Consider the following 21,848-nt stretch of genomic DNA (forward strand, 5'->3'; position numbering starts at 1 on the left):
AAGCTTATTTATTAAATTTTTAAATCTATGAATGAAAATCAAAATGATTCTGGCAATCCAGTTTTAACCTTTGAAGGGAAAAAGTATTTTATAAATCAACTTTCTAAGGAAATAAAAGAATCTATAAATGCATTACAAATAGCGGAAACTCAACTAAAAATGCATCAAGACACTCTGAAATTGCTAACAATTAGTCGAAACTCTATAGCTAATCAATTAAGAGAAAAACTAAAAAACATTGAATAAATTTAATAATTATGGATTTCTTGCAGAGAGTAAGTATCAATCTTATTAAGTTGCAATGCTTTGATTGCTTTAATAGCTGCCTTGGCTCCCGGAATGGTTGTAAAAGTTGGAATATTATATTCCAAAGCAGCACGTCTTAAATATGCGTCGTCATGGAGAGCCTGCGATCCTATTGGAGTATTAATTACTAACTGAACAAGTCCTGAACGAATTAGATCTTCTATATTAGGTCTACCTTCGTGTACTTTTAGTACTTCATCAACTTGAATGCCTAAATCACTTAAATATGAAGCTGTACCACTCGTTGCAATTAATTTAAATCCTAAAACCAACAACTCCCTAGCAATTACTTCAAGATATTTTTTATCTAAATCATTCGTAGACAAAAAAGCTACTCCCTCAGAGGGGACTCCATTTCCTGCTGCCAATTCTGACTTAGCATAAGCAATACCGAAATCTTTGGCTAAACCCATTACCTCTCCTGTTGATCTCATTTCCGGACCAAGAAGCGTATCAGATCCAGGAAATCTTTTAAAAGGTAAAACAGCTTCTTTCACTGCCTGATATTTTGGAGAGAATTCTTCTGTAAAATTAACATCATCTAGAGTAGAGCCTTGCATTAACTGGGTAGCTAATTTTGCAACTGGTTTTCCTATAGCCTTTGAAACAAATGGAACAGTTCTGGAAGCTCTTGGATTAGCTTCTAAAATAAATAATTTATTTTCTTTATTATTTAAATTCGTTACTGCAAATTGTAAATTAATTAAACCAACAACATTTAATCTTTTAGCAATTAATTTAGTCCAATTTTTTACTACATCTAGAGTGGATTTTGAAAGAGAAATAGATGGCAAACAGCAAGCGGAATCACCAGAGTGAATCCCTGCTGGTTCAACATGTTCCATTAAACCAGCAATTACTACTGAACCTGCTGAATCACATAAAGCATCAACATCTATCTCAATAGCATTATTTAAATATTGATCAAGCAGTATTGGATGATCAGGCGATACCTTGACTGCTTCAGAGATGTATCTCGATAATTCATTCTCATCCTTTACAATTTCCATTGCCCTGCCACCTAAAACATAAGAGGGCCTAACAACTAAAGGAAACCCAATATTCTTAGCCACAGTTTGCGCTTCATTTTGATTACGAGCTATTCCGTTTAATGGTTGCCTAATATTTAATTCTTTAAGTATTTTTGTAAATTCCTCTCTATCTTCTGCTAGATCGATTGAAATTGGTGAAGTCCCTAAAATTTTTGATCCTGTTCTAGCACCATCGTTAGATTTAAGCCACTCATATAAAGGTAAAGATAATTTTAAAGGAGTTTGACCTCCAAATTGAACAATCAAACCATATGGATTTTCAACTTCTATTATATTTAGTACATCCTCCAAAGTTACAGGCTCAAAATATAAAATATCGCTAGTGTCGTAATCCGTTGATACGGTTTCAGGGTTACTATTAACCATTATTGTTTCAAAACCATTTTGAGAGGCTTGATATGATGCATGACAACAACAATAATCAAATTCTATTCCCTGTCCAATTCTGTTTGGACCTCCACCTAAAATCATAATTTTTTTTGAATCATTATTTTTTTTAATTTCACTATCAAAAACTTGAGAATTTAAAAAAATAAAAGGCTCTTCATAAGTTGAATAGTGATAAGGAGTTGAAGATGAAAACTCTGCTGAGCAAGTATCAACAGTCTTATATATTGGAACAATATTTAAATTTTTTCTGTATCTTCTCACTTCAAAAAAATCAGAATTAGTTAATTTTGATATCTGTTGATCTGAAAAACCTAATTGCTTAGCATAAAGCATCAAATCTCTATCTAGACTAGAAAGCTTTTTTTCTCTCAAAAAATCATTTTCAAAATTAAAGATATTACGTAATTTTTCAATAAACCATAAATCAATATTCGTAACTTCTTGGATAAAAGAGTTAGTTTTTCCAAGGTGCATTGCTTTTTTAATTATAAGAATTCTCTCTGATGTTGGATTTCTTAAACTAGTCTGTAATTCATTCTCGTCCTTAGTGTCTTCTATTGAATCACATTCCCATCCATGAATACCAACCTCTAAGGACCTTAATGCTTTCTGAAATGACTCTTCAAAAGAGCGGCCGATTGCCATTGACTCCCCAACAGATTTCATGGCAGTGCTTAATGTATTTGAAGAGCCTTTGAACTTTTCAAAGGCAAAACGAGGAATTTTTGTAACAACATAATCAATTGATGGTTCAAAACATGCAGGTGTTTTTTTGGTAATATCATTAATAATCTCATCAAGTGTATAGCCAACTGACAATAAGGCTGCAATTTTGGCTATCGGAAATCCAGTGGCTTTACTAGCCAAAGCAGAAGATCTACTCACACGAGGATTCATCTCAATTACAATTACTTCACCATTTGTTGGATTTATTGCAAATTGAATATTACTACCACCAGTTTCAACTCCTACTTCTCTAATAATTTTCAATGATAGGTCCCTCAATCTCTGATACTCTTTATCTGTTAATGTTTGTGCTGGAGCTACAGTAATGGAATCTCCAGTATGTACACCCATTGGATCTAGATTCTCAATGCTGCAAACTATTACTACGTTATCTGCCGTATCTCTCATTACCTCTAATTCAAATTCTTTCCATCCAATAAGAGATTTTTCAATCAATATTTGATTGCTAGGACTTTCCTCTAAACCTGTACTACACAATTCGATAAATTCTTCTAGGTTGTATGCAATTCCACCTCCTACACCACCTAAAGTAAATGCAGGCCTTATTATTAGAGGATAAGAATTTATTTTTTTTGATACATCTTTTGCTTCAGTCAAGTTTGATGCTATCCCAGAGGGACATACATTTACATTTATTTTTTCCATCGATTCTTTAAATAATTTTCTATCTTCAGCTTTATTAATAGCTCTTAAATTAGCACCAATTAATTCAACATTATTTTTCTTCAAGAAATCTGATTCTGATAATTTAACTGCAAGATTCAAAGCAGTTTGACCTCCCATAGTGGGAAGAATCGCATCAGGTTTTTCTTTTAAAATAATCTGAGAGACGATATCAGAAGTTAATGGCTCAATATAAGTTTTATTTGCGATGTCAGGGTCGGTCATTATTGATGCCGGATTTGAATTTATTAAAATAATTTCATAACCAACTTTTCTCAAAACTTTGCAAGCTTGAGTTCCAGAGTAATCAAATTCGCAAGCTTGTCCTATAACAATCGGGCCTGATCCAAGAATAAGAATTTTTTTTAGATCACCTCTTTGAGGCATAATTTAAAACCTATATTTACTTAATGGTACTTATAAATCATCAGATGTTAATCAAGTTACTTGAAAAGCAACATTTGTTTCTATAGTATTGAAAGAAAATAATTTTTTATGAGCGAACTTCAACGACTTAAAAGTTTGTTGCCTCCAGAGAATGAAAGTTGGGTATTTATTGAAGCTGCCGCTGCATTAGATCCACCTTTAATAACACTGGAGGAAATTGGTCGTGACGAAGTAGAAATACAAATAGATTTAGATTCCTGGGAAGACTTTGCCATTGATCACAGAAATTTATTATTTTGGCACGAGGTTGGGAAAATTCAAAATGATGCAATTCCAAGAGATGGTTGGGAAATGGCTGCTCTTGCAATAGGACTAGGAGGCGCAATAGGAGAGTTGTGGGTACAAGATGGATTACTTTTGTTACTGGCTCTTGGCTTATCAAGTTTTGCAGGTTATAGACTATACATAAAGAATAATTCTGAAAAGAAACTCCAAGATGCTATTTTTGCAGATGAAAGAGCCATAGATCTTGCTTGTAGATTTGGATACAGTATCCCAAATGCTTATAAAAGTCTTGGAGGAGCCTTAAAGGAGTTAATTGATAAAACTAGAAAAAAGAAAAAAAGAAGTTTCTTTGAGGATAGATTAGATGCCCTAAGAAAAAGTGCTGAAAAAGCTAGAGCAGAATTATCTCAGCAAGAAGGTTCAGAAAAATCAGTCTCCAGCGAAAATGTATATGGACAATAAACATTTAGTTTTGATGGCAGCTAAAGCTTGTGACGAAAAAAAGGCTAAAGATATAAAACTTATAAAAATTGACAAAGTTTCTTTCATAAGTGAATGGATATTAATCGCAGAGGGATTATCTGATGTACAGGTTAGATCTATAACTAACTCTGTAGAAGGAGAGTTAAGAGAGAAGGCTAAACTAGAACCAATAAGAAAAGAGGGAGTTAATGAAGCTAAATGGGCTTTACTTGACTATGGTGATTTGATCGTAAATATTTTTCAGCCAGATATAAGAAAATACTACGATCTTGAATCATTTTGGAGTAATGGAGATAATCTTTCATTCCCATAATTTCCATTTATGAACGAATCTAAATGTCCTGTCCCAAAGGAGCAACAACCCACAAATGAATTCATAGCATTATCAAAATCTAAAATTTTTTCTTGGCCAAAAACTAAAAAATCATTAATCCTTGTGTTGATTAAATTTTGGATAATTGCATTTGTTATGTTTATTGTTATTTCTTCTGGAAGTATATATTTCAAAACATCCCTTCTAAAATATATTTTATTAAGTTTATTTAGTAGTTTAGCAATACCTCTCTTAGTATCTATAAGATTATATCTTGGTTGGAATCACGTTTTTAAAAGATTGACTTCTGAAAAAGTTGAATACGAAGAATCTGGATGGTATGACGGCCAAGTATGGATAAAGCCATTAGTTTTGAAAGAACAGGAATCGCTTATTGCATCAATTGAAGTAAAGCCTATTTTAAAAAATTTAATACAAATTTTATCTATTATTTCAGTTCTAGCTTTATCAGGAATTTTGCTTTTTCAATATAACAATTTCTAAATGAGTTCAAATTTCAAAAACCTATATACATCTAATAATCCGCCTTTACAAGCAACATTGATAAGAGGTTCAAATATTGAGTCAATTCATAAAATTCATGCTGTTATTACTGACAAAAAAGGCAGAGTTTTAATGTGTGCAGGAAACCCAGAATATAAAAGTTTCATAAGGTCATCGTTAAAACCTTTTCAGGCAATACCGTTTGTCAGTAGTGGTGCTGCATCAAAAATTAATGATGCTTCAAAATCAATCGCATTAGCATGCGGTTCGCACAGTGGATCAAGAATTCATGCAAGGGAAGCTTTTAAAATTTTGTGGGAATATGACATCGACATTAATAATTTAAAATGTCCAATAACCAAATCAAGTCCATTACAACATAATTGTTCAGGCAAACATGCCGCGTTTCTTGCTACATGTAAAAAGTTGAATTGGCCATTAGAAAGTTATTTAAAAGGGGATCATCCACTTCAAATAGAAATATTCAGAATTGTTTCAGAATTATTAGAAATCCCCATATCTGAAATAAACGCTGAACGTGATGATTGTGGCGCCCCAACTCTTTACTTAAAACTAATAGAAATGTCAAAGTTATATTCTCTTCTAAGCAGTTCTGAAAATGCTGAATTAGAGCAAATCAGTAGAGCTATGACAACTAACCCAATGATGATAAGTGACAATAATAAATTTGATACTGAAATAATTAAAGGCTCTCATGGACAGGTTATAGGTAAAGGTGGAGCGGAGGGAATACAGTGTCTATCCAAGGTAAATGAAGGGATAGGACTCGCATTAAAAGTAGAAGATGGTTCAAAAAGAGCAAAACATGCTGTGAGTCTTCACTTACTAAAACAGTTAGAATGGATATCTGACTTAAGGATTCAAGATATTGAAGAAAAGGTACTTAATTTTTCAGAGGGAGTGCGAATTGAAGTACAAGGTCAATTAAAATTCCAAGAATCCTAAAGAAATAGAAAAAAGAACCCTTTCAGATGTATGCTATGTATATGACGCGGGGTAGAGCAGTCTGGTAGCTCGTCGGGCTCATAACCCGAAGGTCGGAAGTTCAAATCTCCCCCCCGCCACCATTTAAAAGCAGCTAGCAAGCTGCTTTTTTAATTTTTGCAATTAGTCCACAAATTAATAAGACTTAATTAAACCAAGGTATTACTTATCACATAAATAGTTGCTTATCTAAAATTACTAGAGATCTTTTTGCATGGAAAATTTTAAATCAACTCTCACTATTAAACCAACAATGATAAAAATTATTCCAATGTAAGAGTTTAAAGAAAGCTCCAAAATATATATAGATTTCTAATAATAACTTTAGCTCATAAATCTTTTTTGCAAAATAGTTTCATAAAAAAGAACATTAAATCAACAGAAATTTAACTTTTTGCCATATTGAAAAAGTAAGTTTTTAAAAATATAGTGAAATTAATTATTTGGAAATTAATGCAGGATTTACTACAGCACGATTTAGGTTCCAGTTTGCTTTCAATAGCAGTTATTCTTGGCTGGCTAGGTTTATTTTTTGTCTTTTTAAGAATATTAACAATTTTAATAAAAAGAGTTCTTGAATCAATATTCAAAAAATCTTAATTATTAAAACAATTTAATAATTAAGGATTTACACCTAAATCATACATCAATAAGTATAATAACCTAAAAAATGTCAATTTTAGATAAGGCCAAAATAGGTGATTCTGTTCAATTAAGTTTAGAAAAATCAAAAGATAGACTTACTAAAGAAATTATTGCTGCTGTTACCAATTCTTCGGTGGCTACAATTAATGATTTTAGAATAACTGATGGCAAAGGTATTGGTGTAGTCGTGCAACTATCTAATGGTAAAGAGCAATGGTTTTTTGAAGATGAAATTGACCTTCTTGACGAAAACGGAAATGTAATAAAGAAAGTTAACGATACTAAACAGAAAAATACTTTGATATTCAATACTTTAGGAGGATTAAATTATGAAAATAAGAATAGGGTTAAAGAGTTAGTTAATCCAGCTAACTTTTTTCTGTGGCTAGTCGTATCCATTAAAGATATTTTTTAAATATTAAAAAAATTTTTATAAGATAGAGATAATTTACTTAAAAGTTAATTACAGATTTAAGAAATTCTAAACTCTGAGATGTTTAAAAATATTATTGAAGTTAGAGATTTGTCAAAGTCGTTTGACATCTCTTCTAAAGACCCTGGATTAAAAGGGACGATTAAACATTTTTTTAGAAGAGAAACAAAAAGTTTAAAGGTTATAAAAAATGTAAGTTTCGAAATAAAAGAAGGTGAAATAGTAGGTTTTCTTGGTGCTAACGGAGCTGGGAAAACAACAATTTTAAAAATGCTTTGTGGCTTAATTTATCCAAGCGAAGGTTCAGTTTTAGTTTCAGGCCATCTACCTTACAGGAGAAAAGAAAATTTCTTAAAAAAGATAACCCTAATAATGGGACAAAAACAACAACTTATTTGGGACCTTCCACCAATTGAATCATTTTATTTGAACGCATCAATATATGACTTAGGGAAGAGAGAAGCAAAAAGAAGAATAAAAAAATTATCAGAGATGCTTGAAATTGATTCTGAATTATTTATACCTGTTAGAAAACTATCTTTAGGTCAGCGTATGAAAGCAGAATTACTAGCAGCCTTGATACATCAACCAAATATTCTATTTTTAGATGAGCCCACACTTGGTTTAGATATTAATGCACAAAGAAATTTAAGAAAATTTCTTCAAAAATATAATAAGGAAACTAATGCAACGATATGTCTAACAAGTCACTATATGAAAGACATTACATCCCTATGTAAGAGGGTTATATGTGTTCATGAGGGGTCAATTTCATACGATGGAAAACTTGATCTTTTATTAAAAAAACTATCTCCTGTTAAAGAAATATTAATTGTTTGTCGTTCAGAAGAAGATGCAATTAAATTAGAGAAATCAGGTTTTGCTGTTAAAAATAAAACAAAGAATGAAATTACAATAATAGTAGAAAATAACTCTATTACTTCTTCACTGAAAAGCATCCTTAATAATTTTGATATTGAAGACCTATTTATAAATGAACCACCTATAGATGAAATTATTGGGAAAATATTAATAAAAAAAGATTATGGCATCTAACTTGATTAAACGTAAATTTTTTACCTTATTAAAGGTTCAATATTCAAACATGTTGGAATATCGAATAGAGATTGCATTATGGGCGATTTCAGGAGTTATTCCTTTTTTCATGTTAAATATATGGACCAACAATAACCTTAATGAATACATAAATATTAGTGATGTCATGCTTTCTAGGTATTTTTTGTGTGCTTTTTTTGTGAGACAGTTTTCCGTAGTTTGGGTTGTATTTAGCTTCGAAGAAGATTCTCTTATGGGAAAGGTTTCTCCTTACTTAATCCAACCTTTAAATCCATTTTTCAGGTATTTTGCACAGCATCTTGCAGAACAATTAACAAGATTTCCTTTCGCTCTACTAATAGCAACAATCTTTTTTATTTTTAATCCAGAGAGTATATGGATTCCAAATTTTGGTATTTTATTATTATCGATAATATCAACTTTATTATCTTTCTTAATTCAATTTTTAATTCAATCAATAATTGCATGTTTATGCTTCTGGACCGAAAAAGCTTCTTCAATTGAAAGATTATTATTTATCCCAACTTTATTTCTCTCAGGTCTTTTAGCTCCAGTAGTTTCGTTTCCCGAATATGTTAAATCCTGGATTTATTTAACTCCTTTTCCGTATTTAATAGATTTCCCTGCAAACTTACTTTCAGGAAATGCAACAAATATCAGTAGTGGCTTTAGTATGCAAATTCTATGGATTGTTTTACTTTTCCCAGTATTTAAAAAAATATGGTCAAAAGGAACGAAAAAATATACAGCTATGGGATCATGAATTTAAAGAAATATCTTAATGTTTATAAAAAATTTTTACATACCTCTTTAGCTTCTGAATTGGAGTATAAAACAAATATATTCATTGATTTAATTACTGCAATTTTAAGTTTAATAGGGAGTATTTTTTTATTATCAATTTTTTTTCAAAACAATAGCAGTATTGGAGGTTGGGAATTTAAACAGGCACTAATAATTCAGAGTATTTATACAATTTTAAATGGAATAACTAATACATGGTTCAATCCAAATCTTACAGAAATAGTTAAGCACATAAGAGAAGGAACTTTAGATTTCGTGCTTTTAAAACCAATTGATAGTCAATTTTTTATTTCATTAAAAAAAATAACTCCATCTGGCTTTTTAGAAATAATACTTGGAATTTGCTTATTGTTATACTGCATAAAAATCAATCAAATAAATATAAATTTAAGTTTTTTTACTTTATGCTTGATCACTATAATTTCATCAATATGTATTTTATATAGCTTATGGTTTTTTATTTCTACAACTACTATTTGGTTTGTAAAGACATGGAATGCGACAGAAGTACTAAGATCATTCCTTTACATTGGAAGATTTCCATTGGATTCATTTTCATTTTCTTTGAGAATATTTTTTAGTGTGTTCATTCCTATTGCATTTATAACAACCATACCTTCTGAAGTTTTCCTAGGCATATCTCAATTTTGGAAAATATTGCTTGAAGTTACTGTTGCGATGGTATTTCTATTTAGTTCTAGAAAGTTCTGGTTATTTGCATTGAAATTCTATTCATCCGCTTCTAGTTAAAAATATATTATTCAATAAACTCTCTACAAAATTCCCAAATTTTTTGTTTACTTTTTAGTTTAGAAAGTTTAGATAATTCTCTAAAATTAGATTGAGATGTTTCAACAGATAAAAGACTGCAATTGTACTCAATTTGATAATGTCTTGAAATAACACCTAATTTAAGCACAGTATCACAAAAAATGATTATTAGTGCGAAGGTAAAAGATACTCTAAAAAAATTTGATAACCACTTAGTATGTTTATCATTTTCAGTTTTCAATTCAAGCTTCATTATTTAACTATGTGTTGGGGACACTTAATTGCAGCAATAGCAACGGCTGTAACTTTAAAATTTTCTGACTTCTCAATAACCTTTTTAACTTCTAAAGGTCCAAATTTATTACTTGCATCACTATAAGAAAGAAGCAAAGACTTATAATTATCATGACCTAAATTCCTATATTCACAAAAATTATCTGCAACAAAGTTTAAAAGAGTTATTAATGTTAATTCAATCATTAAAGCTTTTTAATTAACTAAGTTCTTACGAATAATACAATGCATAAAAACTTTAACAAGTTTAATTACAAAAATGATTTGAATCTTTAAATGGTAAATTTAATCAAATTTTAAAATATTAAATTATTTAGGAATTAGAAGAATAAGAAAGATAAAATTCAAAACACTATAAGTGGTGGTTAATGTACACTTCGCTAACACTACAGATAGGGGGTTGCAATTTTCAAGAAATTGGTCTAAAAATAAGGTTCCCCATCACCCGGTCTCACTAATGTGAGGCCTTTTTTTTATTAAAGTAAAAGTATTTTTTAATACATTAAGTAATCCATTAAATTTATTAACTTTTACTGCTGTTTTTGGTCTTTTTTTGATCACAAGCGTATTAGTATTTACAACGAATTAATCTAAATAAAACTCACTATTGATTTAATAAACAAACTAATTCCAACAAGAAGACATACTATTGTAAAAGTTTTTTTAATTAGTTTATTTCCTTTTAGCTGCGATAAATGAGCTCCACAATATCCTCCCGTAAAAGATCCAAATATCAGTAATATTAAAATATTTGAATGAATTGAGCCTATATTACTCAAAAAAATTGCACCAGTAAAATTCCAAAAAATTCCAACTGTAAAGAATGTCAAACTTATAGCACGAAGAAAATCCATTCCATAGGTTTTTACTAAAAGCATCGTTACAAGCAAGCCAGTTCCTGAAGAAATAGAACCATTCAAAATACCAATTATGAAAATTAATATTAGAAATTTAATTTTATGAATTAAATTAAGTTTATTATTCCAAGATGACTGACCTAAATCTGATTTAAGAAATGAGTAAAATGCTAGTAATATTGAAATTATTGCTAAAATTAAGTATAAATATTGTTCTGATATAAATTCCACGATAGAAGCACCAAAAATCACTCCTGGCAATCCAAAAATTAAAATTTGGCAAGCTACACCAATATCATTTTTTAGTGTTTTGTAATTTCTTAATGAGCCGCCAAGTCCTAAAGCTACTGTTGCTAATTTATGACTAGCCAACGCCTGATAATAAGGAACACCAGATAAAATCAAAGCAGGTAATTGAATTAGACCTGCTCCACCTCCAGAAATTGCTGAAAAAGTATTAGAAAAGAATGATATCAAAAAAATAGAAAAGCTCTTATAAAGAGATGAATCAAAGCTATTTACTAATATTGTTAATAAATAAGGCATTAAATCTAAATACTAATTTTTTATAATTGAATATTATTCTTCTCAAAAAGAAAATATGGCCTGCATATTCTAATCTTTTTTTAGTCATAGTTTATAAAAACTGTTATTATCAGAAAAATCATCAAGAACATTATGCATAGACAAGATGCAATTTACCTTGATCAGCTATGCCCCAAGATAAGTAATAAAAGTTGGAGAGAGTCTCTCCATAGACTTACTAAAAATAAATGTATTTATTGTGGTCAGCCATCAGAATCACTTGATCACCTTCATCCAATGTCAAAAGGAGGGAAGAGCAGTACGAGTAATTGTGTGCCATGTTGTTTGTCATGTAATGGTAAGAAATCAGATTCTGAAGTTCTAAGTTGGTACAGAAAACAAAATTTTTATGATCCCAGAAGGGCTATGGCAATAAGAGCATGGTTTAATGAAGATTTAAAACTAGCATCAGTTCTTTTGAACTACTTAAATTAAAAAATAAATAATGAATAAATGAATATTCCTAAAAATTTCACTTAATTATTAAATTCATACTCCTATTTACAGCAAATAATATTTAAATTAATATATTTATCTGGGATTTAGTTTTTAAGCTCTTGAAAATAGAAATGTTTGAATAGTCCTCTTTCCACATTATTGGCGAATCTAAAACCTTTCTCTCTGGTGATTTTACTGAAAAAATCAATCCAAATACAAAAAGTATAGTAATTAAGATTATAGTCATTACTAATTTGTCTGAAATATTATTCATTAACTTAATCTATTTAGAAAAATTTTTTTCAGGAGTAATTTTTTCATAAATTTCTAGAAAATAAGATTTAAAGTAATTAACTCCCTCTTTTCCAATTAATCCGAATGACCAACCACAATCATTTACTACTTGCAATGAAATTTGATTTGCCAAGTCATCTTTTTCAATCCATTTTTTTTGTGGGTTGTATGAAAAAGCTATAATATTTTCTGTTTTTATAATAGCGGATTTCATTGCTTCATCCTTAGAAAAACCATTTTGAATAGCGTTGCAATATTTTCTTGAAAAATTATTTGATATTCTATTTTGAAGTAAACTAACACTAGGATCTGACGTATCAAATGCTAAGCCTATTGTAGGATTTAATAGATTAATTACAAATAGAAATAAAACCAGAAAGAATTTTAACAATTGCCATAAATCAATTCTCATAACTAATATATTAGTCTATTTTTTGTTGTCTTTTAACTTCAATCTTATAATTCTAAAAAACAAAATTTAATTTCAATTTATTAAAAATTAATTGTATTGCATTAAGTTCAGTAATAATAGTCTGAGGTTTATTTGACTACAAATATGTACGAAACATTGATGACTTTGCTATTTTTCCCAGACTGGACAAATGGACTACCTTCAGACTTTTTAATATTACATTTTTTCGTTGGTGCTGTGATTTTTCCATTCAATATGATTCATGCTAAAGCAAGAAAAATTGATAGTCAAAATCCAAAGGAAGCAGCTAATGGTTATAAAAATACTGACACCTCAACATTCTTTGGTTACGAAGAAGTCAGTTAGATTTAATTAAAAAGTTCTCTAAAGAAATAATTAATTGATGATAACTTACCTAATTACAGCATTAGACCTCAAAATTTTTAGTCCGAGTGAACCATTAGGTATTTTGATACTTTTTTTAGGTTTAGTATTTACTAGTATGATATTTTATATTATTTATGCAGTGAGCACTAATAAAGAATCACTAGAAGATAAAAAAATAAGAACAAAAAAAGAAGACCTTAGGAAGGAGAAAATAGGTAGATTATTCCCTAAGAAAAAATAAATTTAATTGTTTTATTACTATAAAGCATTCTATTTATATTTTGGATTATCAAATCAGTAGGATCAAAAAACATTAGTTTCAACTCTCTTAAATCAAACATTATTAACTAAAAATTCATAATAACTACTATTTTAAGTTTCTGAGAAATTAGTAAAGTTATTTATAAACCAAATAATATTTTCATAACTAGGAAAAAATGTTAAAAATGAAGAAATGATTTGAAATGCTAAGAAATTCGCCTCAATATCTATTTCTTGCTAGTGGTGCAAAAAATGGTGAAGGATTTTGGATTGTGGGAGTCAAAAATTGTGATGAGAATATTTTTGAGGATGAAAATCTTTTAGATTGCCATAGAAAAGAATTAGTAGGAAATAAATCCGCGAGAGATATTCTTTTCGCTATTAATTTAAATATAAGTAATTTATCAAATGAACTAAGAAACAAAAATTATCTAATTGAGAGGCCTTCAATGGGAATTTCCTTTGATATCCCACTTGATCTCTTAGAAAAGATTTTTGATTTTTGGCTAGATATTTATAAAAATGAAAACAATTGGAAAATTTGCCTAGGCCTTCTCAAAGTTAGAAAAAGAATTTCTTTAACAAATCTAATTAAGAGCCAAAGCCTAAAGGGTAATTCAAAAAAATGGGCTATAAAAGTTGAAAATTTGCATACTTATGTACCTAATTCACAAAGAATTAAAAAGCTTAATAACCCTATGTGGAAATAATCCTAAATTTAATTAGTCAATATATTTACTTAGTAGAATAATTAAGTGAAAATAAAATTATTTATTAATTAAAAATGAATAAAACATATTCTTTTAGTAATGATCAAATGAACGGAATTGTAGAAGATACTTACTCCAACATAATAAAAGAATGTGAGAATTTAAAAAAAAATACTAACTGCTCAAATGAGCAGATAATAGCACTTTTAAGTTTATTAGCATCGCATTATGCAATTACAACTGAAAAAAACAAAAATTAATATGATCAGTTACTTTACTTGGAGTGAATTCGATAAGAGCGTAGAGCAAATAGCTAACAAATGTAAGTTTTTAGAGTTTTCGGGAATTTATGGAGTTCCTCGTGGTGGCTTATGTCTTGCTGTAGCACTCAGCCATAAACTAAAAATTGATTTAATACCAAAACCAATTAAAAATTCATTAATAGTTGATGATGTTTATGAAACTGGTATTACATTAAACACCTTCAAAGATGTTGAGGGGGCAAAGTTTTTTGTATTATTTAGTAAAGTTGAACCTGGTTGGTGGAATACCGTTCATATGTCAGAAAAGAAGGAATGGATAGTTTTTCCTTGGGAAAACTCAAAAAATGTACAAAGTGACTTCAACGAATATCATAAAAAAAGGGGGTAAATTTGAAAAAGAAATTATATCTAGCTAATCCATATGGATTTTCGAAACAAACTAAAAATCTCTTATATGAATTTATTAATATCTTCAATGATTTAAATGTAGATGTTTATGAACCTTTTGATAGGACACAACACATAATAAAAAAAGAAGGTGAATGGGCATATGATCTAGCAAAAAGTAATTTTCATGATTTAAAAAAATGTGATTGCATTTTTGCAATCGTTAATGGAACTCCCCCAGATGAAGGGGTAATGGTAGAACTGGGCATTGCAATTGCTCTTAAAAAGGATATCTTTTTATTTAGAGATGATTTTAGAAATTGTTCTGATAGCGATCAATACCCTTTAAATCTCATGTTGTTTCTTGGATTACCAAGGAATAATTGGAAAAAATATTATTTTGAATCCCTACAAGACATAAAAAGTAATAAAAAGGGATTTGTACAATGGGCAAAAAAATAAATTCTTTAAACCAAAAATATTAGGATTGAAGCTTTATGGAATAAAAATTCAGATTAGGTGTTAGAATAGAATTTTAGTTAGAAAATTTTGACACAAGTAACAGTTGGTGAAAATGAGGGGATTGAGTCCGCTCTAAGAAGATTTAAAAGACAAGTATCAAAATCGGGTATCTTTGCAGATTTAAAAAGGCTTAGGCATCATGAAACTCCAATTGAAAAATACAAAAGAAAGTTGCAACAAAGGAGAAAAGCAAGAAGAAGATAACTAGTTCAGTTTATAAATATATTGGAAGATATTACTATTAACTTTAACTGCTTAAAAGGAATTTAATTATTTCAAATTCTTTAGCTTTTTAACAAGATTTATACCAACACCAGAAACGGCAAGTAGATCTTTTTCATCCGCAGCAATAATTGCTTTAGTTGTCTTAAATCCAGCTTCATACAAAGCCTTAGCACTCTTAGCACCTACACCAGGAAGTGTAGTTAAGGTTTCAATACTTTTCTTTGAACTAACTTTTTTTACTTTTGTTTTTGAAGATTTTGCTGACTTAGTAGACTTTTTTTGTTTCTTTAAAGGTGTATTAGAAGGTACTGCACTTTTAAATAGAATTGATTTAAGTTTACTTAAAAATTTAGAAATCATTGAAGTATATAAGTAATAAAATTAAATCTTAAATTTCTAATAATATTAACTTCCGAAGGAAATTAATAATAAGTTTATAGATAATTAAGTAAATTTAATTTATTTACATTTATATAAAGACACATATTTAATATTTATGCAAGCTTACAAACCATCGAAAGATTTTTTTACATTATTCTTTAATTCATTGAAAAATTTACTTTCCAAAATAGGAATTATTTACTATTAGTATAAATTAATGCTTGAAAAGTACTAAAAACAATAAAATGAAGCTCATATTTATAAGTGGTCCATCAGGTAGTGGTAAAACAACATTATCAAATCAAATAATAGATCAGATTAAAAATGGAACTGTTTTAAGTACAGATAATTACTATAGAACAGGTCTAATAAGTAAATTCTTCTCAAAATTTGTTGAAGGTTATTTCGATAGAAGTATTAGTTTTAACTACAAACTATTTAAAAAAGATTTTAATTTTATTGTTAAGAATGAAATTTCAATCAATCAGCGTTCATATGACTTCCAAAAAAAAATAATAAAAAATTTCAGACATAAAACAAATAAAATTAACTTTTTAATTATAGAAGGAATTTTTGCGAAAGAATTTTCTAACACTTTACATAATCAAAATTATTTTTTTTTGGAATTAAAACTTAATAAAAATGAGTGTATGAAAAGAGTTGCTAAAAGAGATCTAAAAGAAAGAGGTAAGTCCCAAAAAAAAGCAAAGGAGGATTTTTTACAATCTTGGGATATTTATTACAAAAAATTTAATAAGATAATTATAAAGAATAATGCAAATCATTTTACTATTACTAAAAAAACTAATATTGAAAGTTTAATTAAAAAAATTTTTAATTAAATCTTATTTTTTTTACCAACTCCAAAGCACTTAAGATTGAACCTTCAATCCTGCCAAATCCATCTCCTTCAAACCAATCTCCGCAAAATCCAATTCTATATTGTCTACTAAATTGAAAAGAAAGTGGGACAGGATTACTTGAGGGTTGTGAAGCTCTCCATTTCATAATAGAGATTTTCTCATTACAAGTTAATTGATTTATCGTAGAATTATTCTTAAACAGATCATTGAAATTTGAAAATATTTTTTGATTAATTAAATCTTCATCTTTTGCCTTTAAACAAAAATCAATAAAATCTATATTTTTTGTATGTATCACAATTCCCAAGTTGTTGTTATTTTGTAGCTGAAAAATAATTCGTTCAAATTTATATTTATTCTCTAGATTTTTTTGTAAATAAAAATACCTATTTTTTTTATAATAAACATCTTTATAGTTATACCTTTTGTTTGTATAAATTAAAAAAGTTAACCTTGGAATATATGTTTGTTTATCTAAAAAATTTAAAAGTAAATCAATTTTTTTTTCTTTATTTTTTGGAATAGCTTTTCTTAATGGAATTTGATTGATATCTAATATTTTCAATGACCTTTTATGCAATAACAAATTTGTTGAACAAATAAGACATTTAGATTTGAATATATCTCCATTTTTTGATGTTAATTTCCATTCATTATTATTAAACTCCAAATCCACAATTAAAGTTTCAAAATAAAAATCAATTTTTGCCTTTGAATTATTAAACTCAATAATCTTTTGTGATAGTTGACTCATAGAAAATAAAGAAAGATAATTAATCCCACAAGTAAATTCTGAATTATAAATATTTTCTTTATTAGTTTCCTGATCTAGATAAACCGATTCAGAATCTTCAATTTTAATAAATTTATTTGCCAATAATTCATCAATATAATTTTTTAATAAAAGGTTATTTTTTCTATTGCATATATTTAAATTTGGAGCACCATGGTTTAGTTCCCAACCTTTAAATCTTTTACTTATTCTCGTACTAGATCTTCCTCCTAGTCCACGACCAACCTCTATTAAGCCAACTTTATTTGTATTATTATTTTGAAGATACTTTGAAGCGAAAACACATGCTGATATGCCTCCACCTATTATTAATAAGTCGTATGTAAAATCAACCTTCATGAATCTTAATTTGGTAAAAATTATCTTTCATTTCTGAAAAAACTATAAATCGAATCAAGTTTTTCTGATGATGAAAAATCAGTTTCAATAACAGGAGTAATATTATTTTTTTTATAAAAAAATACCAAATCCTTTGTAAAATCATAAAAGTCCTCTAATGAAGATAAAAACTTTTCTGATATGTAAACCCCTTTCCAAGGACGAAATTTAAACCTTGCTATGAATTGTTTTGAAGGTATTAATAAACTACCAAAAAGATTTAATTCTTCATTTTTTGCAGCTTTCTTTAGAAAATTCACTTCATTCTGAATTACTTTAATATCTGTGCCATATTGAAACCAAATTGAATTTATTAATCCTGAAGAAAGTTTCCTTTCGAATCTCTCTCTTTCTGTATAAATATTATAAAAATCTTTCAAGTATGGATTATAAGCAATACCTATTTTAACTTTTAAATTTTTTTCTTTTTTCAGACTACTTAAAACATTAATTGCATCAAAATTTTTTTTCTTATTAGATCCTGAAACAAGAAGAATTTGATAATTTCTGTTTGAATAAGAATTTTTTAAAAAATCTAAAAAATCTTGGTATGATTTTTCTTTATTTTTAGAATATTGATGATACAAACTATAGTGATAAGTTACATTAAATTCCTTAAAATTTTTAGAAATATATTTAATTGTTGAATTAAATAATTCCTTCTTTACAGGATCTTTACATGGGATATTGATATTCCTTATATTATTATATTTACAGAAATTAAGCTTATTTTCTAACTGAGAAATATTTTTAAATGACAATTCAAACCTTATATTATTTATCATCCATTAGTATTTTAAAATGATACTTTAACATTTTAGCGAAAACATGCATCTGCCACGATCCTGATTTTTGTAAGTATATTTTTATTTTTACTCTTAAAAAGATAGCTTGGTGAAATCTCTAATACTGCTTTTATAGAAATTTTATCTTCTGATGATTTTGCAATAATATCATTGAAACATTTCCAGTTCTTTGAAATTAATATTCCAGGCCATGATAAGTACAGACCTAAAAAAACTCCGGTAAATAGAAAAATAAAATATTTCATATTAAAAACACTAATTATGATTAAATGATATGAATAAAAAATAAAGGCACAAGTTTTTAAGGTAAAAATTAATTAATTTTTTTTTTTTGGGAAATCATCAAATCATAAAAGATTTTGATGAACTCGAGAGGTTAGAATGTCAAAAAGTATTTTTTTTTAGAATATGGCAAGCCAAGATTATCTAATTGCAATAGCATTAATTGAACAAAACCATGTTAGAGCAATGCCTCTTGGAGGTAAAGAAATTAAAGATAATTTAGAAGAACAAGAAAATTTCAAGAGACTTAGTGAAGAGGTTATTTTAAATCTTCTACTAAGGGTTTTCCAAAGGAGTGATGAAGGGACATTGAAAAGAGCCTCTGAAGATAATGGTTTACTCTTAGTTAATATGCATCCTAAAAGGATGCAAAAAGAGCTCCCTTTTATTAAGTCTGAATGGATAAGAGACGGAGATACAAAACAATTCTTGAAGTATCTTGGCAATCTTTCCAAAGAAGTGTGGACGGCATCATTCGTAAAGTATAAAGGTATTGAATTTACTTCTATCTCAAAAAATGAGGAGATCTAAAATAAATTAATAAATATTTTTCTAAAGGATTTTTTTCTTTAAATTATTATTTTCTCTATAGACCCTATAACAATTTTTACCATCACCGAAATCTATTGAATAATATTCCAAATCATTTTTGATATGTAGTGCACAATTTCCTTCAATACAAATACAAGATTCAATAATTTCTCTCTCAATAACATCATTAACATAAGGTTCTCTATCTTTTTCTTCATCGAAATGTGGACATGCAATACCATCAACAAAGCCTAAGCAATCAATTATTTTCAATTCATGAGCAAAAGAATCCGTTATTCCCTTATCAAACCAACAAATAGCTCCAGCACTTACACCACTCATTATAATTCCTTTTTCATAAGCATTTTTTAAAATGTTATGTAAATTCCATTCCTTCCAAACTGCTAACATACTTTTTGTATTTCCCCCACCTACAAAAATGATATCTTGGGTTAAAACTTTTTCTTCTAAGTTTTCTGTTCTTGAGAAAAAATCAATATGACTTGTTATGCAATCTAGTTTAGAAAATGCTCTATAAAAATTTAGTTTATACAAAGTACTGTCTCCAGATGCGGTAGGAATAAAGCAAATTTTTGGATTTCTTTTTCTAATTAGAGAAATAATATATTTTTCTATTTCGAGAGAGCCTAAAGAACGTCCAAAACCTCCTCCCCCAATTGCGACTATATTTTTGGTATGCATATTAATAAATCATTTGTTTATGAATTTAAGACAAATTAAGGTAGAAGATCAACTCGAATTAAAGAAGGTTTATTTTGATTCAATTCAATCATTAGATGAAAAAATCTACAGTAAAGAACAAAAAATGGCTTGGTCTAGCCAAGCATGGAAAAATCCAAATTTTGATAAGTCAATAACTCAAGGGAAAGGATGGCTTTTAATTGAACAGGGAATAATTATTGCATTTGCCACAAGATTTCCTTTAAATAGAATTTCTTTATTCTACTGTAAAGGTAATTTTCAAAGGAAAGGCTATGGTTCTATTTTGCTTCATAAATTAGAGGATGAAGCTAGCAAAGATGGATTAGATACTCTTTCAACAGAAGCTAGCTTGATAAGTTATACATTATTTCTCAAAAATGAATGGGAAATTATTCGTAAAGAAAAAGTTACTATAAATAATATTTTTTTTGAAAGATATAAAATGATTAAAAATATAAGAATAAATTAGTTAATAATGTTTAGTAAAAGCAAGGGTTTAATACTTATTCAAAGAATCCTAGTTTGGGCTTTATACTTTTTTTCAGGCTTTATACTTTATTCAAACAAGGGAATTTTACACTCATTTATAATTACTTTCTCAAGAATTGTTTATCCATTATCTATTTTCTGGTTACAAATAAGAATAAAAAAAAGAAGCAATTTTCTGCCTATCGATTCCAAAATGACGACTTCGCAGTTATGGTTTAATTTAATACCCGTTATCGCATCACTTTTTACAGTAATTTTTTCTCTAACAAATACATTTTTATACCTTCTAGAACAAATAATTAACCCTTAAATTTAATGATTTTTTTTCTTATTGAAGAATTATGCATCTTTTATAAAAACATAATGTAAATAAATTTGCCTTTTACTTATATTTGTTTAGATTTTAAATAGTGATAAAACAATCATGAAAAATATTTTATTTAAAGGGAACTTTAATTTTGTCAATAAAAAAAAAGAAAGAAACAACCAAGAATTTTTCTCTTTAAAAATTACAGATAGTTTATATAAAAAAGATATTGGTAAATTTTTAGAGACGCTTTCTTCCCACTTTATCTAGGTAAAACAGTATATTACTGATCTTCAAATTAAAACACTATCGTTAATAAATGATTTTTTGAAGGATAATATTTAAAGTTTTTAAATAACACTCCAATGCAATTATTTCTTGCTGACTGTCAATTCCCAGATATTGAAAATCAAGTAAAAGCTTATCAATTATTTGTGGAAGCTTGGGAAAATGGTGAAATGGCTAAAACAGATAAAACAGAAAATTTTGAGATGTTATTTAGAGTACACGCACCTGGAGAAGGGAGAGTAGTTTGTTTATGTAAGGCGCATAGTGATAAGGAAATTTTTGCGCATTTTGCCCCTTGGAGAGCAAAATTTGGTATACATATGGAATTTACACCTGTAATAAGTTGTCAAAATGTAGTTGATTACCATAAAGACTTGTTCAAAACCTTAGGGCAATAACAAAAACAATAAATTTTATCGTGATTAAACCTTTCCCCAATCTTATTTATAAAAAAGATAGAAATTTATCTTCTTCAAAAAGTAATCTTAAGCAAGAAGAAAAAGTTAA

Annotated in this window: 32 protein-coding genes and 1 tRNA gene; 23 read left to right on the forward strand and 10 right to left on the reverse strand. The window is 28.2% G+C overall.

Annotated elements, in window-relative coordinates:
• The first annotated feature begins 27 nt into the window (after positions 1–27).
• On the forward strand, positions 28–246 hold the full coding sequence (locus tag HA141_RS05250; RefSeq protein WP_209117582.1) for a DUF6447 family protein: 219 nt from the start codon (positions 28–30) through the stop codon (positions 244–246).
• A 2-nt stretch (positions 247–248) separates the two neighbouring features.
• Here HA141_RS05250 and carB read toward each other — a convergent pair whose 3' ends face one another.
• Positions 249–3,545 (reverse strand): carbamoyl-phosphate synthase large subunit, encoded by a 3,297-nt coding sequence (carB, locus tag HA141_RS05255; RefSeq protein ID WP_209117584.1) that lies wholly within the window; start codon positions 3,543–3,545, stop codon positions 249–251.
• 108 nt (positions 3,546–3,653) lie between these two features.
• On the opposite strand from carB, the gene HA141_RS05260 reads away from it, so the two are divergent.
• The 10 genes from HA141_RS05260 to HA141_RS05305 all read left to right on the forward strand — a co-directional run bounded on the left by HA141_RS05260 (position 3,654) and on the right by HA141_RS05305 (position 9,844).
• The gene (locus HA141_RS05260; protein ID WP_209117586.1) at positions 3,654–4,292 is read left to right on the forward strand and encodes a DUF3318 domain-containing protein; all 639 of its coding nucleotides are present in this window, start codon (positions 3,654–3,656) and stop codon (positions 4,290–4,292) included.
• Positions 4,282–4,626 (forward strand): ribosome silencing factor, encoded by a 345-nt coding sequence (gene rsfS, locus HA141_RS05265; protein ID WP_209117589.1) that lies wholly within the window; start codon positions 4,282–4,284, stop codon positions 4,624–4,626. The genes HA141_RS05260 and rsfS overlap by 11 nt, the downstream gene beginning before the upstream one ends.
• Positions 4,627–4,635: 9 nt before the next feature.
• Positions 4,636–5,130 (forward strand): CGLD27 family protein, encoded by a 495-nt coding sequence (locus tag HA141_RS05270; RefSeq protein ID WP_209117591.1) that lies wholly within the window; start codon positions 4,636–4,638, stop codon positions 5,128–5,130.
• Entirely contained in the window at positions 5,131–6,096 is a 966-nt protein-coding gene (locus tag HA141_RS05275) for an asparaginase (RefSeq protein ID WP_209117593.1), read from the forward strand.
• Between the two features lie 45 nt (positions 6,097–6,141).
• A tRNA-Met gene (locus tag HA141_RS05280) sits at positions 6,142–6,218 on the forward strand.
• Positions 6,219–6,564: 346 nt separating this feature from the next.
• On the forward strand, positions 6,565–6,735 hold the full coding sequence (locus HA141_RS05285) for a hypothetical protein (RefSeq protein WP_209117958.1): 171 nt from the start codon (positions 6,565–6,567) through the stop codon (positions 6,733–6,735).
• 70 nt (positions 6,736–6,805) lie between these two features.
• Positions 6,806–7,195, forward strand: coding sequence for a cytochrome b6-f complex subunit PetP (gene petP, locus HA141_RS05290; protein ID WP_209117595.1), 390 nt, complete (start codon positions 6,806–6,808; stop codon positions 7,193–7,195).
• Between the two features lie 78 nt (positions 7,196–7,273).
• A complete protein-coding gene (locus HA141_RS05295; protein WP_209117597.1) occupies positions 7,274–8,269 on the forward strand; it encodes an ABC transporter ATP-binding protein in 996 nt (331 codons plus the stop codon).
• Positions 8,259–9,053: an ABC transporter permease gene (locus tag HA141_RS05300; RefSeq protein WP_209117599.1), complete on the forward strand. Its 795-nt coding sequence runs from the start codon at positions 8,259–8,261 to the stop codon at positions 9,051–9,053. Before HA141_RS05295 ends, HA141_RS05300 begins: the two co-directional genes overlap by 11 nt.
• Positions 9,050–9,844 (forward strand): ABC transporter permease, encoded by a 795-nt coding sequence (locus HA141_RS05305; RefSeq protein ID WP_209117601.1) that lies wholly within the window; start codon positions 9,050–9,052, stop codon positions 9,842–9,844. The genes HA141_RS05300 and HA141_RS05305 overlap by 4 nt, the downstream gene beginning before the upstream one ends.
• A gap of 7 nt (positions 9,845–9,851) precedes the next feature.
• On the opposite strand, the gene HA141_RS05310 is transcribed toward HA141_RS05305, so the two are convergent.
• The 3 genes from HA141_RS05310 to HA141_RS05320 all read right to left on the reverse strand — a co-directional run bounded on the left by HA141_RS05310 (position 9,852) and on the right by HA141_RS05320 (position 11,562).
• Positions 9,852–10,118, reverse strand: a complete 267-nt coding sequence (locus HA141_RS05310) for a hypothetical protein (RefSeq protein ID WP_209117603.1) — start codon at positions 10,116–10,118, stop codon at positions 9,852–9,854.
• Complete coding sequence (locus tag HA141_RS05315; RefSeq protein ID WP_209117605.1) at positions 10,118–10,345, reverse strand: hypothetical protein; 228 nt, start codon at positions 10,343–10,345, stop codon at positions 10,118–10,120. Before HA141_RS05315 ends, HA141_RS05310 begins: the two co-directional genes overlap by 1 nt.
• 404 nt (positions 10,346–10,749) lie before the next feature.
• Positions 10,750–11,562 (reverse strand): sulfite exporter TauE/SafE family protein, encoded by an 813-nt coding sequence (locus HA141_RS05320; RefSeq protein ID WP_209117607.1) that lies wholly within the window; start codon positions 11,560–11,562, stop codon positions 10,750–10,752.
• A gap of 132 nt (positions 11,563–11,694) precedes the next feature.
• Here HA141_RS05320 and HA141_RS05325 point away from each other — a divergent pair, with 132 nt between their 5' ends.
• Positions 11,695–12,036: an HNH endonuclease gene (locus HA141_RS05325; RefSeq protein WP_209117609.1), complete on the forward strand. Its 342-nt coding sequence runs from the start codon at positions 11,695–11,697 to the stop codon at positions 12,034–12,036.
• 286 nt (positions 12,037–12,322) lie between these two features.
• Here the strand turns inward: HA141_RS05325 and HA141_RS05330 are convergent, their stop codons facing one another.
• Positions 12,323–12,724, reverse strand: a complete 402-nt coding sequence (locus HA141_RS05330; protein ID WP_209117948.1) for a hypothetical protein — start codon at positions 12,722–12,724, stop codon at positions 12,323–12,325.
• Between the two features lie 180 nt (positions 12,725–12,904).
• On the opposite strand from HA141_RS05330, the gene HA141_RS05335 reads away from it, so the two are divergent.
• The 7 genes from HA141_RS05335 (at position 12,905) to rpsU (ending at position 15,479) form a co-directional block, all read left to right on the forward strand.
• Entirely contained in the window at positions 12,905–13,111 is a 207-nt protein-coding gene (locus HA141_RS05335; protein ID WP_245157284.1) for a hypothetical protein, read from the forward strand.
• Between the two features lie 37 nt (positions 13,112–13,148).
• The gene (locus HA141_RS05340) at positions 13,149–13,373 is read left to right on the forward strand and encodes a hypothetical protein (RefSeq protein ID WP_209117613.1); all 225 of its coding nucleotides are present in this window, start codon (positions 13,149–13,151) and stop codon (positions 13,371–13,373) included.
• A gap of 223 nt (positions 13,374–13,596) precedes the next feature.
• Positions 13,597–14,103: a josephin gene (locus HA141_RS05345; protein WP_209117615.1), complete on the forward strand. Its 507-nt coding sequence runs from the start codon at positions 13,597–13,599 to the stop codon at positions 14,101–14,103.
• Between the two features lie 74 nt (positions 14,104–14,177).
• Positions 14,178–14,363 (forward strand): hypothetical protein, encoded by a 186-nt coding sequence (locus tag HA141_RS05350; protein WP_209117617.1) that lies wholly within the window; start codon positions 14,178–14,180, stop codon positions 14,361–14,363.
• Between the two features lies 1 nt (position 14,364).
• The gene (locus HA141_RS05355) at positions 14,365–14,754 is read left to right on the forward strand and encodes a phosphoribosyltransferase (RefSeq protein ID WP_209117619.1); all 390 of its coding nucleotides are present in this window, start codon (positions 14,365–14,367) and stop codon (positions 14,752–14,754) included.
• Between the two features lie 2 nt (positions 14,755–14,756).
• On the forward strand, positions 14,757–15,215 hold the full coding sequence (locus HA141_RS05360) for a nucleoside 2-deoxyribosyltransferase (RefSeq protein ID WP_209117621.1): 459 nt from the start codon (positions 14,757–14,759) through the stop codon (positions 15,213–15,215).
• A gap of 87 nt (positions 15,216–15,302) precedes the next feature.
• Complete coding sequence (gene rpsU / locus HA141_RS05365) at positions 15,303–15,479, forward strand: 30S ribosomal protein S21 (protein WP_002806486.1); 177 nt, start codon at positions 15,303–15,305, stop codon at positions 15,477–15,479.
• A gap of 66 nt (positions 15,480–15,545) precedes the next feature.
• On the opposite strand, the gene HA141_RS05370 is transcribed toward rpsU, so the two are convergent.
• Entirely contained in the window at positions 15,546–15,860 is a 315-nt protein-coding gene (locus HA141_RS05370; protein ID WP_209117623.1) for a helix-hairpin-helix domain-containing protein, read from the reverse strand.
• Between the two features lie 266 nt (positions 15,861–16,126).
• Between HA141_RS05370 and HA141_RS05375 the strand changes: the two genes are divergently transcribed.
• Positions 16,127–16,723: a uridine kinase family protein gene (locus tag HA141_RS05375; RefSeq protein WP_209117625.1), complete on the forward strand. Its 597-nt coding sequence runs from the start codon at positions 16,127–16,129 to the stop codon at positions 16,721–16,723.
• Here the strand turns inward: HA141_RS05375 and HA141_RS05380 are convergent.
• Genes HA141_RS05380 through HA141_RS05390 form a run of 3 tightly spaced genes read right to left on the reverse strand, consistent with a single transcriptional unit; the run spans position 16,716 to position 18,966 of the window.
• Positions 16,716–17,876, reverse strand: coding sequence for an NAD(P)-binding protein (locus HA141_RS05380; RefSeq protein WP_209117627.1), 1,161 nt, complete (start codon positions 17,874–17,876; stop codon positions 16,716–16,718). The genes HA141_RS05375 and HA141_RS05380 overlap by 8 nt on opposite strands.
• Before the next feature lie 20 nt (positions 17,877–17,896).
• Positions 17,897–18,700, reverse strand: a complete 804-nt coding sequence (locus tag HA141_RS05385; protein WP_209117629.1) for a hypothetical protein — start codon at positions 18,698–18,700, stop codon at positions 17,897–17,899.
• Between the two features lie 32 nt (positions 18,701–18,732).
• Positions 18,733–18,966, reverse strand: a complete 234-nt coding sequence (locus HA141_RS05390) for a hypothetical protein (RefSeq protein WP_209117631.1) — start codon at positions 18,964–18,966, stop codon at positions 18,733–18,735.
• A gap of 163 nt (positions 18,967–19,129) precedes the next feature.
• On the opposite strand from HA141_RS05390, the gene HA141_RS05395 reads away from it, so the two are divergent.
• Positions 19,130–19,534, forward strand: a complete 405-nt coding sequence (locus tag HA141_RS05395; protein ID WP_209117634.1) for a hypothetical protein — start codon at positions 19,130–19,132, stop codon at positions 19,532–19,534.
• A 21-nt stretch (positions 19,535–19,555) separates the two neighbouring features.
• Here HA141_RS05395 and HA141_RS05400 read toward each other — a convergent pair whose 3' ends face one another.
• Positions 19,556–20,236 (reverse strand): peptidase E, encoded by a 681-nt coding sequence (locus HA141_RS05400; protein WP_209117636.1) that lies wholly within the window; start codon positions 20,234–20,236, stop codon positions 19,556–19,558.
• Between the two features lie 19 nt (positions 20,237–20,255).
• Here HA141_RS05400 and HA141_RS05405 point away from each other — a divergent pair, with 19 nt between their 5' ends.
• Positions 20,256–20,726 carry a GNAT family N-acetyltransferase gene (locus tag HA141_RS05405; RefSeq protein ID WP_209117638.1) on the forward strand — a complete coding sequence of 157 codons (471 nt, stop codon included), beginning with the start codon at positions 20,256–20,258 and terminating at the stop codon, positions 20,724–20,726.
• A 692-nt stretch (positions 20,727–21,418) separates the two neighbouring features.
• Entirely contained in the window at positions 21,419–21,739 is a 321-nt protein-coding gene (locus HA141_RS05410; protein ID WP_209117640.1) for a DUF3303 domain-containing protein, read from the forward strand.
• Positions 21,740–21,848 lie beyond the last annotated feature (109 nt).

Source organism: Prochlorococcus marinus XMU1402, assembly GCF_017696205.1.
In the GTDB taxonomy this organism is placed as follows: domain Bacteria; phylum Cyanobacteriota; class Cyanobacteriia; order PCC-6307; family Cyanobiaceae; genus Prochlorococcus_A; species Prochlorococcus_A marinus_AC.

What these genes read in the sequence shown, in the direction of transcription:
- HA141_RS05250 (WP_209117582.1), top strand. Translation starts at nt 28, where the DNA reads ATGAATGAAAATCAAAATGATTCTGGCAATCCAGTTTTAACCTTTGAA.
- carB (WP_209117584.1), bottom strand. Translation starts at nt 3,545, where the DNA reads ATGCCTCAAAGAGGTGATCTAAAAAAAATTCTTATTCTTGGATCAGGC.
- HA141_RS05260 (WP_209117586.1), top strand. Translation starts at nt 3,654, where the DNA reads ATGAGCGAACTTCAACGACTTAAAAGTTTGTTGCCTCCAGAGAATGAA.
- rsfS (WP_209117589.1), top strand. Translation starts at nt 4,282, where the DNA reads ATGGACAATAAACATTTAGTTTTGATGGCAGCTAAAGCTTGTGACGAA.
- HA141_RS05270 (WP_209117591.1), top strand. Translation starts at nt 4,636, where the DNA reads ATGAACGAATCTAAATGTCCTGTCCCAAAGGAGCAACAACCCACAAAT.
- HA141_RS05275 (WP_209117593.1), top strand. Translation starts at nt 5,131, where the DNA reads ATGAGTTCAAATTTCAAAAACCTATATACATCTAATAATCCGCCTTTA.
- petP (WP_209117595.1), top strand. Translation starts at nt 6,806, where the DNA reads ATGTCAATTTTAGATAAGGCCAAAATAGGTGATTCTGTTCAATTAAGT.
- HA141_RS05295 (WP_209117597.1), top strand. Translation starts at nt 7,274, where the DNA reads ATGTTTAAAAATATTATTGAAGTTAGAGATTTGTCAAAGTCGTTTGAC.
- HA141_RS05300 (WP_209117599.1), top strand. Translation starts at nt 8,259, where the DNA reads ATGGCATCTAACTTGATTAAACGTAAATTTTTTACCTTATTAAAGGTT.
- HA141_RS05305 (WP_209117601.1), top strand. Translation starts at nt 9,050, where the DNA reads ATGAATTTAAAGAAATATCTTAATGTTTATAAAAAATTTTTACATACC.
- HA141_RS05310 (WP_209117603.1), bottom strand. Translation starts at nt 10,118, where the DNA reads ATGAAGCTTGAATTGAAAACTGAAAATGATAAACATACTAAGTGGTTA.
- HA141_RS05315 (WP_209117605.1), bottom strand. Translation starts at nt 10,345, where the DNA reads ATGATTGAATTAACATTAATAACTCTTTTAAACTTTGTTGCAGATAAT.
- HA141_RS05320 (WP_209117607.1), bottom strand. Translation starts at nt 11,562, where the DNA reads ATGCCTTATTTATTAACAATATTAGTAAATAGCTTTGATTCATCTCTT.
- HA141_RS05325 (WP_209117609.1), top strand. Translation starts at nt 11,695, where the DNA reads ATGCATAGACAAGATGCAATTTACCTTGATCAGCTATGCCCCAAGATA.
- HA141_RS05335 (WP_245157284.1), top strand. Translation starts at nt 12,905, where the DNA reads ATGACTTTGCTATTTTTCCCAGACTGGACAAATGGACTACCTTCAGAC.
- HA141_RS05340 (WP_209117613.1), top strand. Translation starts at nt 13,149, where the DNA reads ATGATAACTTACCTAATTACAGCATTAGACCTCAAAATTTTTAGTCCG.
- HA141_RS05345 (WP_209117615.1), top strand. Translation starts at nt 13,597, where the DNA reads ATGCTAAGAAATTCGCCTCAATATCTATTTCTTGCTAGTGGTGCAAAA.
- HA141_RS05350 (WP_209117617.1), top strand. Translation starts at nt 14,178, where the DNA reads ATGAATAAAACATATTCTTTTAGTAATGATCAAATGAACGGAATTGTA.
- HA141_RS05355 (WP_209117619.1), top strand. Translation starts at nt 14,365, where the DNA reads ATGATCAGTTACTTTACTTGGAGTGAATTCGATAAGAGCGTAGAGCAA.
- HA141_RS05370 (WP_209117623.1), bottom strand. Translation starts at nt 15,860, where the DNA reads ATGATTTCTAAATTTTTAAGTAAACTTAAATCAATTCTATTTAAAAGT.
- HA141_RS05375 (WP_209117625.1), top strand. Translation starts at nt 16,127, where the DNA reads ATGAAGCTCATATTTATAAGTGGTCCATCAGGTAGTGGTAAAACAACA.
- HA141_RS05380 (WP_209117627.1), bottom strand. Translation starts at nt 17,876, where the DNA reads ATGAAGGTTGATTTTACATACGACTTATTAATAATAGGTGGAGGCATA.
- HA141_RS05385 (WP_209117629.1), bottom strand. Translation starts at nt 18,700, where the DNA reads ATGATAAATAATATAAGGTTTGAATTGTCATTTAAAAATATTTCTCAG.
- HA141_RS05390 (WP_209117631.1), bottom strand. Translation starts at nt 18,966, where the DNA reads ATGAAATATTTTATTTTTCTATTTACCGGAGTTTTTTTAGGTCTGTAC.
- HA141_RS05395 (WP_209117634.1), top strand. Translation starts at nt 19,130, where the DNA reads ATGGCAAGCCAAGATTATCTAATTGCAATAGCATTAATTGAACAAAAC.
- HA141_RS05400 (WP_209117636.1), bottom strand. Translation starts at nt 20,236, where the DNA reads ATGCATACCAAAAATATAGTCGCAATTGGGGGAGGAGGTTTTGGACGT.
- HA141_RS05405 (WP_209117638.1), top strand. Translation starts at nt 20,256, where the DNA reads ATGAATTTAAGACAAATTAAGGTAGAAGATCAACTCGAATTAAAGAAG.
- HA141_RS05410 (WP_209117640.1), top strand. Translation starts at nt 21,419, where the DNA reads ATGCAATTATTTCTTGCTGACTGTCAATTCCCAGATATTGAAAATCAA.